Annotated in this window: 15 protein-coding genes and 1 tRNA gene; 10 read left to right on the top strand and 6 right to left on the bottom strand. The window is 58.2% G+C overall.

Annotated elements, in window-relative coordinates:
- Positions 1-23: 23 nt before the first annotated feature.
- Positions 24-506, bottom strand: a complete 483-nt coding sequence (locus L248_RS02360; protein WP_022528450.1) for an LURP-one-related/scramblase family protein — start codon at positions 504-506, stop codon at positions 24-26.
- A 54-nt stretch (positions 507-560) separates the two neighbouring features.
- The gene (locus L248_RS02365) at positions 561-821 is read right to left on the bottom strand and encodes a hypothetical protein (protein WP_040534475.1); all 261 of its coding nucleotides are present in this window, start codon (positions 819-821) and stop codon (positions 561-563) included.
- 224 nt (positions 822-1,045) lie between these two features.
- On the opposite strand from L248_RS02365, the gene rplM reads away from it, so the two are divergent.
- Both rplM and rpsI read left to right on the top strand, forming a co-directional pair.
- A complete protein-coding gene (gene rplM, locus L248_RS02370) occupies positions 1,046-1,489 on the top strand; it encodes a 50S ribosomal protein L13 (protein WP_040534477.1) in 444 nt (147 codons plus the stop codon).
- Positions 1,490-1,503: 14 nt separating this feature from the next.
- Entirely contained in the window at positions 1,504-1,899 is a 396-nt protein-coding gene (gene rpsI / locus L248_RS02375) for a 30S ribosomal protein S9 (RefSeq protein WP_022528453.1), read from the top strand.
- 93 nt (positions 1,900-1,992) lie between these two features.
- Here the strand turns inward: rpsI and L248_RS02380 are convergent, their stop codons facing one another.
- On the bottom strand, positions 1,993-2,793 hold the full coding sequence (locus L248_RS02380) for a Cof-type HAD-IIB family hydrolase (RefSeq protein ID WP_022528454.1): 801 nt from the start codon (positions 2,791-2,793) through the stop codon (positions 1,993-1,995).
- A 229-nt stretch (positions 2,794-3,022) separates the two neighbouring features.
- Here L248_RS02380 and L248_RS02385 point away from each other — a divergent pair, with 229 nt between their 5' ends.
- From L248_RS02385 to L248_RS02410, 6 genes are all read left to right on the top strand, one after another.
- A complete protein-coding gene (locus L248_RS02385) occupies positions 3,023-4,318 on the top strand; it encodes a threonine/serine exporter family protein (protein WP_081701193.1) in 1,296 nt (431 codons plus the stop codon).
- Between the two features lie 80 nt (positions 4,319-4,398).
- Positions 4,399-4,884 (top strand): flavodoxin family protein, encoded by a 486-nt coding sequence (locus L248_RS02390; RefSeq protein WP_040534479.1) that lies wholly within the window; start codon positions 4,399-4,401, stop codon positions 4,882-4,884.
- Positions 4,857-5,348: a GNAT family N-acetyltransferase gene (locus tag L248_RS02395; protein WP_051999834.1), complete on the top strand. Its 492-nt coding sequence runs from the start codon at positions 4,857-4,859 to the stop codon at positions 5,346-5,348. Before L248_RS02390 ends, L248_RS02395 begins: the two co-directional genes overlap by 28 nt.
- A gap of 199 nt (positions 5,349-5,547) precedes the next feature.
- The gene (locus L248_RS02400; protein WP_022528458.1) at positions 5,548-6,393 is read left to right on the top strand and encodes a PRD domain-containing protein; all 846 of its coding nucleotides are present in this window, start codon (positions 5,548-5,550) and stop codon (positions 6,391-6,393) included.
- A gap of 119 nt (positions 6,394-6,512) precedes the next feature.
- Entirely contained in the window at positions 6,513-8,408 is a 1,896-nt protein-coding gene (locus L248_RS02405) for a beta-glucoside-specific PTS transporter subunit IIABC (RefSeq protein WP_022528459.1), read from the top strand.
- On the top strand, positions 8,401-9,858 hold the full coding sequence (locus L248_RS02410; protein ID WP_022528460.1) for a glycoside hydrolase family 1 protein: 1,458 nt from the start codon (positions 8,401-8,403) through the stop codon (positions 9,856-9,858). Before L248_RS02405 ends, L248_RS02410 begins: the two co-directional genes overlap by 8 nt.
- Before the next feature lie 467 nt (positions 9,859-10,325).
- On the opposite strand, the gene L248_RS02415 is transcribed toward L248_RS02410, so the two are convergent.
- Entirely contained in the window at positions 10,326-10,958 is a 633-nt protein-coding gene (locus L248_RS02415) for an NADPH-dependent F420 reductase (protein WP_022528461.1), read from the bottom strand.
- Positions 10,959-11,116: 158 nt separating this feature from the next.
- A tRNA-Val gene (locus tag L248_RS02420) sits at positions 11,117-11,189 on the bottom strand.
- Positions 11,190-11,339: 150 nt separating this feature from the next.
- Here L248_RS02420 and L248_RS02425 point away from each other — a divergent pair.
- Positions 11,340-11,597, top strand: a complete 258-nt coding sequence (locus L248_RS02425) for a hypothetical protein (RefSeq protein ID WP_040534481.1) — start codon at positions 11,340-11,342, stop codon at positions 11,595-11,597.
- Positions 11,598-11,807: 210 nt separating this feature from the next.
- Positions 11,808-13,985 carry a Tex family protein gene (locus L248_RS02430; protein ID WP_022528463.1) on the top strand — a complete coding sequence of 726 codons (2,178 nt, stop codon included), beginning with the start codon at positions 11,808-11,810 and terminating at the stop codon, positions 13,983-13,985.
- Positions 13,986-14,010: 25 nt separating this feature from the next.
- Here L248_RS02430 and L248_RS02435 read toward each other — a convergent pair whose 3' ends face one another.
- Complete coding sequence (locus L248_RS02435) at positions 14,011-15,342, bottom strand: replication-associated recombination protein A (protein WP_196811983.1); 1,332 nt, start codon at positions 15,340-15,342, stop codon at positions 14,011-14,013.
- Between the last annotated feature and the right edge of the window lie 12 nt (positions 15,343-15,354).

Genomic DNA, 15,354 nt, shown 5'->3' on the forward strand with positions numbered 1-15,354 from the left:
ACCGCTATTCTAGCACCTGCCCCCTAGGACGTTGACCCGGATTCCGAGCGGGCGTAGTCGATGGCCAGGACCAGGGCGACGATCAAGCCTTCGTAGTCCTCGTTGTCGATGTCCAGTTCGTAAGCATGGCCGAAGGAAAACGCATCCTCGTGGATCTTGGCAATGGGGCGGCCCTGGGCCGACACGGTGAAGTGCAAGCCGGTCCAGCTGCCCTCCACGTCCACGGCCCCGCTGTCGATGTCGTATTGGTCGCGGAGAAAAGACAGCTTCTTCTTGATGGTGGCGACGACGGCCCCATTCATTTCCACGTCGAAGGTGGCCAAGAAGCTGAAGGGGCGGTGGACCACCTTGGCGATCTCGTGACCGGCGGGGTCGAAGATCTGAAAAGTTTTGGGCACCTTTAACAAGCTGCCTGTGACGGTGTAACAGACTTTGCCCTCAAAGTCGGTGACATCAAAGCGGCCGCCGAGGTTGAAGAAATGCTGGCGGACGTAGAGTTGGCTCATGGCGGAGCTCCTTTCTTGATTGGTTCCAGGATACCACAGTCGTTCGCTGGCGGACTAAGAACGCCGGCGCCAATCGATGACCACTCCAGTCAGATACAGAACTGCCGCGGCCGCGCCGATCCAGAAAGCAATCCAAGTCTTTTCGAGGAGCGTCAGGGCGATGATACTGATCAGTTCCAGACCAAAAAGCAGATTGAACAAGCCCCGGTTGATCGGCTTCTTGGTGACGAGCGCATCAATCAGAATCCCGGCAAACGCGGCCAGCAGCACAGCATCGACGATAACGAAACCCAGCAGCACATTGGCGTTGACCATGGTGGGCACCTTCCTTTTCTGTCTCAATTATACGCTGCTGCCGCCGCTAACACTGGGCAGACGGCTTCACATGATCTCGGGGAACTGGCGGTGGTCTCGGCGCGGGCCAACTCGCCGTTGACACGGCGGCTCCCAACCGGTATGATGGTACTCGGTATTGTTTACCCCACTGTGAGCCCCGGAAACTTAGATTGGTGTAAACACCGAAATTGGAGGAACTTATTTTGCGTACAACTTATCTGGCTAAGCCAACTGAAATCGAACGTAAATGGTATGTACTCGACGCCACAGATATTCCCTTGGGACGTATCTCGGCGGCCGCTGCCACCATTCTGCGGGGCAAGAATAAGCCACAATTCACTCCGAATGTGGATACGGGTGATCATGTGATTATTATCAACGCCGCAAATGTGAAGCTGACCGGCCGCAAGGCCTCCCGCAAGTTATATCATCACCACAGCAACTATGCTGGCGGGCTGCGCACCCGGACTGCCGGAGAGATCCGCGACAACCGTCCGGAAGAATTGATCGAGTTATCGATCAAGGGCATGATGCCGAAGAACTCGCTGGGACACAAGCAGTTCCTGAAGCTGCATGTCTATGCAGGGGCAGAACATAAGCAAATTGCCCAACAACCCGTAGTGCTCGATATTAACAAGCTTATCTAAAGGAGGAATTCATTGTGGCACAAAACGCAGATTATCTTGGCACAGGCCGGCGCAAGAATTCCGTTGCCCGTGTTCGCTTAGTACCTGGTACTGGTAAAATTACGGTCAATGGTCGCCCGGTTGAAGATTATATTCAATCCGCCAACCTGATTCTCGACCTGAAGCAGCCGTTCGGCGTGACTGAAACGACCGACACTTACGACGTTAAAGTCAACGTCTTTGGCGGCGGCTTCTCCGGCCAAGCCGGTGCGATCCGTCATGGTATCGCCCGGGCTTTGCTGCAAGTCGATCCCGACTTCCGCGGCGCACTGAAGAGTGCCGGGTTACTGACCCGTGACCCTCGGATGAAGGAACGGAAGAAGCCTGGTCTGAAGAAGGCCCGTAAGGCTTCCCAATTCTCCAAGCGTTAATCTTTGGATCAGCGATTGGTCAAAAATCCCGCCGATACGATCGGCGGGATTTTTTTGTCCCCCCAGCGCGACGGGTATTCGATTGGGGGTTGGTTACTGAGCTGGGGCCAATAACCCAAAGTGGGCCAACGCGTTGACGATGCCGTGCTGGTCGTAGCGGTCCGTCACGTAGTCGGCTTCAGCCCGAGCGGCCGGGACGGCATTGCCCATGGCGATCCCGTAATCGGCCGCACTCAGCATTGGCACATCATTATTACCGTCGCCGAAGGCAAAGATGGGGGCCGTATCCAAGTGCAGCCCAGTCCGCAAGGCATTGAGCCCTGAGGCTTTGGTGGTGCCTTTGGGCGCCACGTCCAGGCAATAAATTGAATTGCGGTAGAAGGTCAGCGTCGGGAACTGCGCCCGCACAATCGTTTCCAGCCGGTGACCGGCGTCATTGTCCGCTAAGAAAAGCAAGCCCTTGGTCACATCCTGGCTGTGATAAAAGTGGGGATCGACGGGCGGCGCGGGTTTCCGAATCTTTCGGTAGTTCGTGGTCACCACGTCATTGATCCGGTTCATGCCGACACCAACGTGGTTAGAAAACGCGACACAGACATCGCGGTCATCGGCCCAGGCGGCGAGCTTTTGGACCGTGGCCGCCGGCAACCATGTGGTGTGCAGCTGGCGGCCTTCGGCATAGACATCGGCGCCATTGGCACTGACGATGGCGTCGAACTGGCCGGCGGCGATGATGTCGGCGATCTCAAACCGGTCGCGGCCAGTGGCGATCACCGGCAGTACGCCGTTGGCCCGCAAGCGCTGCAACGCCGCCACCGTCTCCGCGGGAATTTTCTTTTCGTCGTTCAGCAAAGTGTTGTCAAGATCGAAAGCAGTTAATGCCCGGTACTTCATGAATTTCAATACGTCCTTTCTCAACCGTTTAAGGAATATGCCTCCCCATTGTACCAAATCAACGGGGCGGTCCCTAACCGGCACCCTGGATTCGGTTTTCAGAAAGCAATGTGCTAAGATGACAAAAGCAGCATTTTAAAGACATCAGCAGAAGAAAAGGGGATTCATTGTGGACGGCAACGCACATTTTCGGCCCAAGACGGACTGGCACCTTTCTGAAAAACATCATATGGCCATTCCGTGGCAAGACTTGGTGCGGGAGGAGGATCGGCCAGCGAAAGAGGCCAGTCTGCAAGAACGGGCGGCGGTCGTCGGCCGGGTAGGCATCATTCTGCTCTCTTGCGGTACCGGGGCCTGGCGGGTGCGGGAAGCGATGGACACCGTCGCCCGGGTGCTGGGGCTGACGTGTTCCGCGGACATCGGCCTGGTCTCCCTCGAATATACCTGCTTCAGCGCGACCCACCACTATTCCCAGGTCTTAGCCCTGCCGACCAGCGGGGTCAACACGGACAAACTGGATCGGATGGAACGCTTCGTCCATCAATTCGCTGAGCAATATGCCGACCAGCCGATTCGTGAGATTCACCTGGCCTTGGGCCGCATTCAACGGCGCTCCGGTAATTACTCGTTCGTCATCGGCGGGCTCGCGGCGGCGCTGGCTTGCAGCGCCTTCGTGTTCCTCCTGGGCGGCGGCCCGGTGGAGATGCTGTGTGCCTTCATCGGGGCCGGCATCGGCAATCTGATTCGCGGGTTCATGATCAAGAAACATATGACAACGTTAGCCTGCGTCGGGGTCGGCGTGGCCGCGGCCTGCCTTTCTTACGTCGCCGTCTTCCAGTCGCTCGTGGCAGTGTTCAATGTGGCGCCCCAGCACGAAGCCGGGTACATCGGGGCTATGCTGTTTGTTATTCCGGGATTCCCGTTCATCACCAGTATGCTGGATATTTCTAAGCTGGACATGCGCTCGGGCATTGAGCGGCTGGCCTATGCCACGATGATTACGACGGTGGCGGCCCTGGTGGGCTGGCTGTTCGCTCTGCTGGTCCATTCTCAACCCGGCAACTTCCTGCCGCTGGGGCTGAGTCCTTGGCTGCTGGCCGTTTGCCGCGTCGGCGCCAGCTTTTGCGGGGTCTACGGTTTCTCCATCATGTTCAACAGTCCGCAAAAAATGGCCATCACGGCCGGTTTGGTGGGCGCCGTGGCCAATACACTGCGCTTAGAACTGGTGGACCTGACCGCTTTGCCCCCGGCCGCAGCGGCGTTCTTCGGCGCGCTGACCGCCGGCCTGCTGGCGTCGCTCATCAACCGCTACCAGGGCTTCCCCCGTATCTCGCTCACGGTACCGTCCATCGTCATCATGGTCCCCGGTCTCTACATCTACCGCGGTGTGTACGCCATCGGCACCAATGCCATTGCAACAGGCGCCCTGTGGCTGACGCGCGCCGTGCTGATCATTATGTTTCTGCCCATGGGCTTATTCCTCGCCCGTCTGATTTTGGATAAGAAATGGCGCCAGAGTGATTAACCGTTTCAATTTAGTTGACCATCATCGCTGTTTTCTGCTCGCCAACACGGTAAACTTGAGTGAGAAGGAGAGTGATCATCATGGCTCAAAAATCTTTGGTCTTGTACTTTTCACTGTATGGCGACACTCAAACGATGGCCGAGCTGCTCGGCCGCATCACCCACGGGACAGTCGTCCCCCTGCAGGTCGAAACCCCGTTTCCCGATGACATGAACGCCGTCAACGATGTCGCTGAGGCCCAGCGGGCGAAGGGCACGTTTCCCGTGCTGGCAGGGCCGCTGCCCCCGGTGCAGGAGTACGCCATCGTTCTGCTTGGCGGGCCGGTCTGGAATGGTCATGTGGCGACACCGCTGCGCCGGCTCATTCAAGACACCGATTTTGGGGACGTGCCGGTGGCGCCTTTCTACACTTATGCCACAGATCCTGGCGACTATGCTCAGGAGGTCAATGCCTTACTGGAACCCGGCAGCCGGGCGTCGCTGGGGATGAGTGACGAGACCGTGAAGAAGACGAATCAGGCCACGGCGGAGTTGCAGAAATGGTGGGACACGGTACGGCCGCAGTAGTGCACGTTGTCTCGCTGCGGGACGACCCGCGCTTGCTGGCGCAGATGATCCGGTTCTTCCAGGCCCAGTGGGGGTCGCCGAATAATGATCCGCTCTATGCGAATTGTCTGACGCACAGCGTGGCCCCCATTGGCCCGCTGCCCCAGTGGTACTTGGCGCTGACGGCCAGCGGCCAGGTGGCCGGCGGCTGCGGACTGATTCCCAACGACTTCATCAGCCGGATGGACTTGATGCCCTGGCTGTGTGCTTTGGCGGTGCGGCCGCCGTACCGCCATCAAGGCGTGAGCCGCATGCTGGTGGCACGGGTCGTGGCGGATGCCGCAGCGGCCGGGTTCGAGCGCCTGTACCTGGGCACGGATCTGACGGATTTCTACGAGCGCCAAGGATTCAGTTATCTCGGCGAGGGGTACCAGCCCTGGGGCGGCCGACTGCGCATCTACCAGCGGCCGTTGCAGCAGGCCTAACCACTGATTTGGGAACCGTTTCCCGAAACCCCTTGCATTCTCTTCGTGGATTTGCTATAGTGTTTTTGTAAGCAAGGATTGTAACCGCTCTTGTAGTGGGCAAAGCCTGTAGACCGCAGAGTTCATCTATCGAGGATAGGTGTCGGCCCACAGGCTTTTTCTGTTCAATTGGGAGAAAGGAGGCAGACGGCCGACCAGCATGGAAGTAACGAAAGTATTCAATAATAACGTGGTTTTGGCCAAGGACGGCAGCCAAGCCCTGGTCCTGATTGGCAAGGGGATCGGCTTCGGGAAGAAACCCGGGCAGCCCATCACCGTCACTGATGAGATCGATGTCTATCGCCCGGAAGCAGAGAATTGGCTGAAGAACTTCCAAGAAGCGGTCACTTCTATTCCCCCGGAGTATTTCGAACTGGCGTCGGAGATCATCAAGAAGGCCTCCGCCGCCCTCCAGACAACGTTCAACAGTTACCTGCTGATTGCGCTAGCTGACCACATCCAGTTCGCCATCTACCGCCACCAGCACGACATGGATATCAGAAACGAGCTGCTGTGGGAGATCAAGCGCATCTACCCCCGGGAATATGCGGCCGGGCAGGATGCCTTACAGATGACGAACCAGCGCTTCCAGGTGCAGCTCCTGCCGGACGAAGCCGGGTTCATCGCCATGAAGTTCGTCGAGAACAGTATGCAGGGGTCCACGGACCGCACGACCAAGGAGATGACCAAGCTCATCAACGGCATGCTGGATATCGTTCAGTACCAGCTGGGCCGACCGCTGGACAGCGACAGTCTCAGTTTTCAACGGCTGCTGGTCCACCTGCGCTTTTTCGCCCAGCGGACCGTGATGCACGTGGCCGATCCCAACGGCCCGGACGACGATTTTCTTTACGACCACGTCGCCCAGAAGTATCCCCAAGCCTTCGCCTGTGCCCAAAAGGTGACGACCTTCGTCACCAAGAGTACGGCCCGGCCGGTGGCTCGGGGTGAGCAAGTCTATCTCACCGTCCACATTCAGCGGCTTATTGCAGAAAGCAACCAGTAATCATTCATCTCACATCGGGATCGTAACTATTCAATTAGGCGAAACCCAGATCCACCTCGTACGACCACTCGGCCGCCGCGGCGGGTTTGGGTTTTTCTGTTATCTAGGAGGTCATCACAATGGATCAGAAAGCATTGGCCCAAGGCATTCTCCAGGGTGTCGGCGGCAAAGACAATATCGAAAAGGCGTGGCACTGCGCCACCCGCATGCGCTTCTATTTGAAAGATGAAAAGAAGGCCGACACGGCGGCTGTGGAGAAACTGGACGGGGTCATCACCGTCGTGAAGTCTGCCGGCCAGTACCAGGTGGTCATCGGTAATGCTGTCGCAGATGTCTTCGACCAGTTTGCCAACGTCGCCGGCATCAGCGACGACGGCACTCAAGGCGGAACGGCCCAGAAGGAAGAAAAGAAGGCCGAGGGCAGCCTCATCAACCGGTTCATTGGGTTTATCTCCGGCGTGTTCACCCCCTTCCTGGGGGCGATGGCCGGCGCTGGTATTCTGAAAGGGTTGCTGGCCCTGTTCACTGCTTTGGGGTGGCTGTCCACTAAGTCCGGCACGTACGAGATCCTTTACGCCGCCAGTGACGGTCTGTTCTACTTCCTACCGATTTTCTTGGCGTTCACTGCGGCCAAACAACTACACGTCAGCCAGTTCATCGCCGTGGCCCTGGGGGCGACACTGGTGTATCCCACACTGGTGGCCGCGGCCGGAAAGGGGACGACGCTGCATTTCTTGGGTATCCCCGTCGTCTCGGCGACGTACACCTCCACCGTTATTCCCATCCTGCTGGCGATCTGGGTCCTTTCTTACCTGGAACCGCTCTTGAATAAGATCTTTCCGGAGGCCGTGCGGACCATCTTCACCCCGCTGTTCTCGCTGCTGATCATGGCGCCGCTGACCCTCATCGTCGTGGGGCCGGTGGGGACCGCCGTCAGCAACGTCCTGGCCGCCGGCGTCATGGGTATCTACAACTTCATGCCTTGGCTGGCCGGCGCCATCATGGGGGCCTTCTGGCAGGTCTTCGTCATCTTCGGCGTGCACTGGACCTTCGTGCCGCTGATGATGAACAATATCGCCAAGATGGGCTACGACCCGCTGCTGCCGATTCTGGCGGCTGCCGTCCTGTCCCAAGGCGGCGCCGCACTGGGCGTCTTCTTGAAGAGCAAGGATGAGAAAATGAAGGCTTTGGCCGGTTCCGGCGTCATCACGTCCCTGTTCGGTATCACCGAGCCGACGATCTATGGTGTGACCCTGAAGCTGAAGCGGCCGTTCTATTGCGCCGTGGCCAGCGGGGCCATCGGCGGGGCGATCATTGGTGCCGGCGCTGTCCACACCAGTTCCTTCGCCTTACCTTCACTCCTGGCCATTCCAGGATACACCGGCAACGGCGTGGTCATCGGCTTGCTGGGTGTCGCCGTCGCGTTCTTCGGCGGCGCGGTCCTGTCCTACCTGTTCGGCATTAAGAAAGAAGACAATGTGGCCGCCGCTGCGACGGTGACCAGTACGGATGGGGCGCTGACTGTCCAAGCGCCAGTCGCCGGCACCTTGATTCCGTTGAAAAACGTGAACGATGAAGTATTCGCCACCGAAGCCATGGGCCAAGGCATTGCCATTGTGCCCACCGCCGACACGATTACCGCCCCGGTGAGCGGTGTGGTCAGTGTTCTCTATCCCACCGGACACGCCATTGGTATTACCGCCGACAACGGCGTGGAGCTGCTGATCCATATTGGTATCAACACCGTGGAGTTGAACGGCCAGTATTTTGAGGCCCTGACGAAGCAGAACGCCCACGTTAAGGTCGGCGACCCGCTGGTGAAGGCCAACTTCGCCCAAATCAAAGCCGCCGGTTACGACACCACGGTGATGGTCATCGTCACGAATACCAACAGCTACGCTGCCGTTACACCGACAGCAGAAACCGAGGCAGCTGCCGACCAGACCATTTTGACCATGACCCCGGCTGCCAAAACCACCAAGACTACAGAAGGAGTCACAGCGACTAATGTATAAACCTGATTATCCCCACGAATTTCCCAAAAACTTTCTTTGGGGCGGCGCCACCGCCGCCAATCAGATCGAAGGCGCTTGGAACGTTGACGGCAAGGGCTTGACCACTGCCGACGTTGTGCGCCAGGCCAGCGACCGCAAGAAGATGTCCATGGACGACGTCACCCGCGCCTCCATTGAAGAAGCGGTGGCCGACACGACCGATACCCATTACCCCAAGCGGCGGGGCAACGATTTCTACCATCGGTACGAAGAAGACATTCGCTTGCTGGCCGAGATGGGCTTCAAGGTCTTCCGCTTCTCCATCGCCTGGGGCCGCATCTTCCCCAACGGCGACGACGCTGAACCGAATGCGGCCGGTCTCGCTTTCTATGACCAGGTCATCAGCACCTTGGAGAAATACCACATCCAGCCGCTGGTCACCTTGTCCCACTACGAGATGCCGATTCACTTGACCCTGGAACAAAACGGCTGGGCCAGCCGGAAAACGATCGCCGCCTTCAACCGCTTCACCGAGACGGTGTTCACTCACTTCCGAGGCCGGGTGCCGTACTACCTGACCTTCAACGAGATCAATACGGGCACCTGGGGCTTCCACGAGACCGGGGCCATCGACACCGACCGCTCATCGGACGAGCAGCTGCAGCTGCGCTACCAAGCCCTGCACCACCAGTTCGTGGCCAGCGCCATGGCCACCAAGCAGCTGCACGCCATTGACCCCAGTGCCAAGATGGGCTGTATGCTGGCGCGGATGCAGACCTATCCGGCTACGCCCAACCCCGTGGACGTTCTGGCGGCTCAACAGGCTGACCAGCGCAACCTGTTCTTCACCGACGTCCAAGCCCGGGGCGAGTACCCCGAGTACATGAACCGTTACTTCGCTGACCACGGCATTAGGATCCAGATGGCGGCGGATGACGAGGCCGTCCTCAAGGCTAATCCGGTGGACTTCATTTCGTTCAGTTACTACATGACCACCGTCACCAGTGCCGACCAAGGCCACGTCGTCAACGGCAACATGGCCACCGGCGGCCGCAATCCGTACCTGCAGGAATCCGCCTGGGGCTGGCAGATCGACCCGGTCGGCCTGCGTATCACCTTGAATGCCATGTGGGACCGTTACCGCAAGCCGCTGTTTATCGTGGAGAATGGCCTGGGCGCGGAGGATAAGCTGGAAGACGGTCATGTCCACGACAGCTACCGCATCGATTATCTGCGGGCGCACATTGCCCAGATGAAGCAAGCCATCGGCGACGGCGTCCAGCTGATGGGCTACACCATGTGGGGGCCGATCGACTTGATCAGCTTCTCCACGTCAGAAATGTCCAAGCGGTACGGTTTCGTGTATGTGGACCAGGACGACGAGGGCCGGGGGTCCTTGGCCAGGATCAAGAAGGATTCGTTCTACTGGTATCAGAAAGTCATTCAGAGCAACGGCGCCGACTTGAGCTAACTCAGTGGGGAAAAAAACACCAAGCAGCATACGACTTTGGCTGCTTGGTGTTTTTGCGTGCGCATTGAAAAACAATGCGCGGGACCCGGCGATTTGGGCCCTCCGGCTGGCTGGGGCTGGAACGCCATGGACGCGACTTTGAGCCAAGCAAAGTGCGCTTGTCTCAAAGATCGGCCTTGTTGTAAGTGGGCAAAGAGCGCCCACTTACAACAATTTCATGGCTGAGCCCCGCCAGCCTCCGGGCCCAAATCGCCTACATCCTGTCCAATCGTAAGGTTTTCGATGCCAGGACACATTCACCGGAGGGGTCGCGTGAACTTCATACTGCCAGGCAATGCTGTAATGACCGCAGAGAGGTTTGCCAGGGCTTCATATCAAGTGAGACTGTTTTAGTTAGTTTCCGAGAATGTAGGAGCCCGGAGTCACCCGGGTCAAGACCACACGGTAACCGCTCTACCCCAAAACAGTTACTTAGCCTGCGCGGCTTTCAACCGTTGCGCAATTTCTGCCTTGGTCCCCACAGAGATAAACAGCGGACCGTCTGACTGGGCGGGCAGGCTGTCGGCTAGGCCGCCTAAGTCGTATGGATCGAACCCGATTTGGTCGATTAAGTCTTTGACGGTGTTCTTCGCCTGCTTGTCGTCCCCGGCGATGGGCACAGCGATGCGCTGCGGGTCGCCGGTGGGGCGGGGCATGGCGGTGATGCGGGCCATGGCGATGGTGTTGAAGCCCTTGACCACTTTCTTACTCTGCAATTGGCGAGCGACGAACTGGGACGTGGCCTCTTCGTGTTTCTCCAAATTCATGATATTCCCGTCCCGGTTCGGAAAGTAGTTGGTGACGTCCAAAATGATGGGATCGCCGGGAAACGGCGCCGGCAATTCGCGGACCGCATTGAACGGCACAGCCAGCACGACCAGCGGCTGTTTCACGGCGTCCGCGATGGTGCCGGCGCTGGCGTTGACGCCCAGTTTCTCAATTAACGGATTCAAACTCTCCACGCTGTGGCGGTGGCTCATGACGACATGGTGACCGGCATGGACGAACAACTGCGCTAAGGCTTTACCCACATTCCCGGTACCGATAAACCCAATATCCATAATCGATTCCCCCTTGTTTGCTCTACTTCAAGCATATCACGCGAGGCCGCGGACGGCACGGTCACACGCTTGGTACATTGGCCTGGACCAGTTGACTGGCACAAAAAAATACCGTTCGGCAACTGCCAAACGGTATCGCGGTCATTTGATTGCGCGAGTGGAGACTGCAGGGTTCGAACCTGCGACCCCTTGCATGTGATGCAAATGCTCTCCCAGCTGAGCTAAGCCTCCAAAAACACTACGTCTACTACTATAAAACTTGTGGAAGAAAAATCAAGGGAAAAGACACGGTTCGAGGGAAATTGTTAGCGTTTCCCGAGACAGCCTGTTATGCTTTTCTCGACAGTAATGGGGCCGTCAACAGAAAGCGGGGAGTCCATCATGATTTACGAGGGCATTGCACTAGTGTTACTGGCCGTTCAGCTGCTGGCCAGCCGGAAGAAAAGTCTCGGCATGGGGATCGTCAATATCGTAGCGTTTATTGCGTTCACCGCCGTGATCCTGCAGCTGCTCCTGGTCAGGATCACGGCACCCAACTGGCGTATCGCCACGGTCATTGGCATCGTCATTGTGGGGGTGGGGTGGACGGCCTGGCTGATCGTTCAACTCATCCGCCCCGTCCATCAATCGGCGGCTTAGGCAGAGGTCACAGCAGTTCATTTGTTGTCCTCCGGGTCATGCACCTCATGCCATGCATTGAGCTGTGCCAGCCCCGTAACAGCCCGCCTCGGAGCCCAATCGGTGGGATGTGACCCGCACGGCGGTCCATTGTGCCGCAACGGGGTTGTTGGTATGATTAAACTTACTAAATCCGTGGGCTAATCCAGTAGAAAACGCGAGGAACAACGAGTGAGCAACAACAAAATTATCCAACTGATTCAACATGAGTTAACCGAAATCACCGAGCACCAAATCGGCATGGTCATCCAATTAATGGATGACGGGAATACCGTCCCCTTCATTGCCCGGTACCGCAAAGAAATGACCGGCAACCTGGACGAAGTACAAATCCAAACCATCGAAGAAGCCTATCAGCGGGCCAACACGCTCCAGGACCGTAAGGCCGCCGTCATCAAAAGCATCGACGAGCAGGGCAAGTTAACGCCGCGCTTGACCCAGCAGATTGAAGCCAGCACAACACTCCCAGAGGTCGAAGACATTTATTTGCCTTATAAGCAGAAGCGCCGCACCAAGGCGATGGTGGCCCGCAGCCAGGGACTGGCTGGACTGGCCGAGTGGCTGCTTTCATTTCCCACGGCGCCGCTAGACCATGAGGCAGAAAAGTATGTGACGCCAGAGAACGGCATCGAGACCGCTGAGGAGGCTCTCGCCGGCGCCCATGAAATCTTAGCGGAAGGTTTCGGCGAAGCCGCGGAATTGCGCGGGTGGATCCGCCGCTGGACGACCAATTCCGGTAAACTTAAAGTCGTTGCGAAGGCTAGCGCCAAGGACGTAGACGAAAAGGGCGTTTACCAACAGTATTACGATTTTGAGGCGCCCATAAAGAAAATCGCCGCGACGCAGACCTTAGCGATCAACCGCGGTGAAAAGGAAAAAGTATTAACCGTCAAAGTCGTGACAGCGCCAGAGGCGGTCATGAACTTTCTGCACTTTAAGATTATTGCCAGTCACCCTGAGAGTGCCGCCACGAAGTTTATCGAAGCCGCCTACCAAGACGCCTACAAGCGCTTTATTGCCCCTGCCATTGAGCGGGAAGTACGCAATACGCTGACCGCGACAGCGGATGCCGCGTCCATTAAGGTGTTCGGTCAAAATTTATATCATCTGCTGATGCAGCCGCCGCTGAAGGGCAAGGTCGTGCTCGGCTTTGACCCCGCGTACCGGACCGGGTGCAAGCTGGCAGTGGTCAACGAAAACGGCAAACTGTTGGCCCAAACGGTGATTTATCCGCACCCGCCGGCCCCTGAGAAAAAGCGTCAGGCCGCCGCTGGTGAACTGATCGACTTATTGGAAAAATACCAAGTGACCATGATTGCCATTGGCAATGGGACCGCCAGCCGCGAGTCAGAACAGTTCGTGGCCTCCGTGATCAAGCAGGCCAAACGGGACATTTTCTACGTTATCGTGAACGAGGCCGGCGCTTCTGTTTACTCCGCCAGTCAGGCCGCCCGGGATGAATTCCCGGACTTGCCGGTCGAACGGCGCAGTGCGATCAGTATTGCCCGCCGGCTGCAGGACCCGCTGGCAGAACTGGTCAAAATTGACCCCGAATCGATCGGTGTCGGCCAATACCAGCATGACCTGCCCAGCAAAGAACTCGCGAATGAACTGGACACGATCGTTGAACGGGCGGTGAATCAAGTCGGGGTGGATTTGAACACCGCCAGTGCCCAATTATTGACCCACATTTCCGGGCTCTCATCAACCATTGCTGGCAACATTGTCCAGTATCGCGACGACCAGGGCCGGTTCACGACGCGGACCGCTCTGAAAAAGGTCCCGCGCCTAGGGCCCAAAGCGTTCGAACAGGCGGCAGGCTTTCTCCGGATTCACGACGGGCAGAACCCCTTAGACAACACCGATATCCATCCTGAAAGCTACCCCGTGGCGAAAAAAATCATGGCCGCGGCGGGTGTGGCAGCCGCTGATTTGGGCAGCGCTCAGGCGAACGCCCAAATCCAGCAAGTGGCCGCCGCGAACTTCGTCACTGGCGAGGTCGGTGCGGCAACGGTCCACGACATCATTGCCAGTTTGCAGGCACCGGGCCGCGACTTGCGGGAGACAATGCCGGCCCCGCTGCTCCGCCAAGACGTGCTGACGATGGCGGACCTCAAAGTGGGCATGAAGCTGCAGGGCACGGTCCGCAATGTGGTTGATTTTGGCGCGTTCGTCGACATTGGCGTGAAACATGACGGTTTGGTCCACGTTTCTAAAATGGCCCGCAAATTTGTTCGGGACCCGAAGACCGTTGTGGCGGTGGGCGATATTGTCGATGTGTGGGTCGTCTCCGTTGACCTGGACCGGGAACGGATCCAATTGAGTATGGTTGAGCCTACTGAAGGGTAATCAATCGCTGCACGACGCGGCGGCGCTATGGCTCGTCTGGATCGTGCGCTTCATGCCAGGCCTTGATCTGCGCCAGCCGCGCGGCAAATTTTGCCTCCGACCCCTGATCGGTGGGGTGGTAATACTCGTGACCGACCAGATTGTCCGGCATCGTCTGCATGGTGGTCAGCTTGTCCTTGGTATTGTGGGCATACTGGTAGTCCTCGCCGTAATGCAGGTCGGCCATCAGCTTGGTGGGCGCGTTGCGCAGCTGCAGCGGCACCGGCTCCGCGGTGGTCTCTTGAGCGTCCTTCTTGGCAGCGTCGTAAGCCGTGTAGAGGGCGTTAGACTTCGGCGCCAGGCTCAGGTAGACGACGCACTGGGTAAGGTTCACGGTACACTCGGGCATCCCAATGAAGTGGGCGGCTTGGTACGCGGCGACGGCGATCTCCAGCGCCCGGGAGTCGGCCAGTCCGACGTCCTCGCTGGCGAAGCGGATCAGCCGGCGGGCAACGTACAACGGGTCCTCGCCGCCCTCAAGCATCCGGGCCAGCCAGTAGATGGCGGCGTCTGGGTCGCTGTTGCGCATGGATTTGTGCAGGGCAGAAATGATGTTGTAGTGTTCTTCGCCTTTCTTATCGTAAAGCAGGGACTTCTTCCCCAAAAGCGGCACCAGCGCGTCTTTCGTGATGGTGACGCCTTTTTTGTCCCGGGGCGAATTGAGCACGGCCATCTCCAGTGTGTTCAGTGCCACCCGGGCGTCGCCGTTGGCGAACTCGGCCATGATCTGCAAGGCTTCAGGGGTCAGCGTGACGTGCTGCTTGGCTAAGCCCTCCGGCCGGGCCACCGCCCGTTGAATGATGGTGGCAATGTTGGCCGTGGTCAGCGGGTGCAGGACGAAGACCTTGCAGCGGGACAGCAGTGCGGAGTTGATCTCGAAGGACGGGTTCTCCGTGGTCGCCCCGATGAGGATGATACTGCCTTTCTCCACGTAAGGCAGAAAGGCGTCTTGCTGGGCCTTGTTGAAGCGGTGGATCTCGTCGACGAAGACGATGGTGCGCTCGCCGTATTGGCGGTTGGCCTCGGCGGTCTTCATCACCTCGCGAATCTCCTTGATGCCGCTGGTAACAGCACTGAAGTGGATGAACTTGGCCTTCGTCTGTTCGGCGATGATCTCGGCCAAGGTGGTCTTGCCGGTCCCTGGCGGCCCCCAGAAGATGAGGGAGGGCACGTCGTCGTGGCTGATCATCTCCCGCAGCGCCCCGTTCTCGCCCACCAGCTGGTCCTGACCGACGAAATCGGCGAGGGTACGGGGTCGCATCCGCGCCGCCAGGGGTTCCCGGGCTTCGTTGATCGAATCGAATAAAGAGGTCATCAGCGGCTGCTTCCT

This window comes from Schleiferilactobacillus shenzhenensis LY-73 (assembly GCF_000469325.1).
Taxonomy (GTDB): domain Bacteria; phylum Bacillota; class Bacilli; order Lactobacillales; family Lactobacillaceae; genus Schleiferilactobacillus; species Schleiferilactobacillus shenzhenensis.

Bases quoted from the DNA above. Each gene is read 5' to 3' on its own strand.
- L248_RS02360 (WP_022528450.1), bottom strand. From the start codon at position 506: ATGAGCCAACTCTACGTCCGCCAGCATTTCTTCAACCTCGGCGGCCGC.
- L248_RS02365 (WP_040534475.1), bottom strand. From the start codon at position 821: ATGGTCAACGCCAATGTGCTGCTGGGTTTCGTTATCGTCGATGCTGTG.
- L248_RS02380 (WP_022528454.1), bottom strand. From the start codon at position 2,793: ATGAAGTACCGGGCATTAACTGCTTTCGATCTTGACAACACTTTGCTG.
- L248_RS02385 (WP_081701193.1), top strand. From the start codon at position 3,023: ATGGCCATTCCGTGGCAAGACTTGGTGCGGGAGGAGGATCGGCCAGCG.
- L248_RS02390 (WP_040534479.1), top strand. From the start codon at position 4,399: ATGGCTCAAAAATCTTTGGTCTTGTACTTTTCACTGTATGGCGACACT.
- L248_RS02395 (WP_051999834.1), top strand. From the start codon at position 4,857: ATGGTGGGACACGGTACGGCCGCAGTAGTGCACGTTGTCTCGCTGCGG.
- L248_RS02400 (WP_022528458.1), top strand. From the start codon at position 5,548: ATGGAAGTAACGAAAGTATTCAATAATAACGTGGTTTTGGCCAAGGAC.
- L248_RS02405 (WP_022528459.1), top strand. From the start codon at position 6,513: ATGGATCAGAAAGCATTGGCCCAAGGCATTCTCCAGGGTGTCGGCGGC.
- L248_RS02410 (WP_022528460.1), top strand. From the start codon at position 8,401: ATGTATAAACCTGATTATCCCCACGAATTTCCCAAAAACTTTCTTTGG.
- L248_RS02415 (WP_022528461.1), bottom strand. From the start codon at position 10,958: ATGGATATTGGGTTTATCGGTACCGGGAATGTGGGTAAAGCCTTAGCG.
- L248_RS02425 (WP_040534481.1), top strand. From the start codon at position 11,340: ATGATTTACGAGGGCATTGCACTAGTGTTACTGGCCGTTCAGCTGCTG.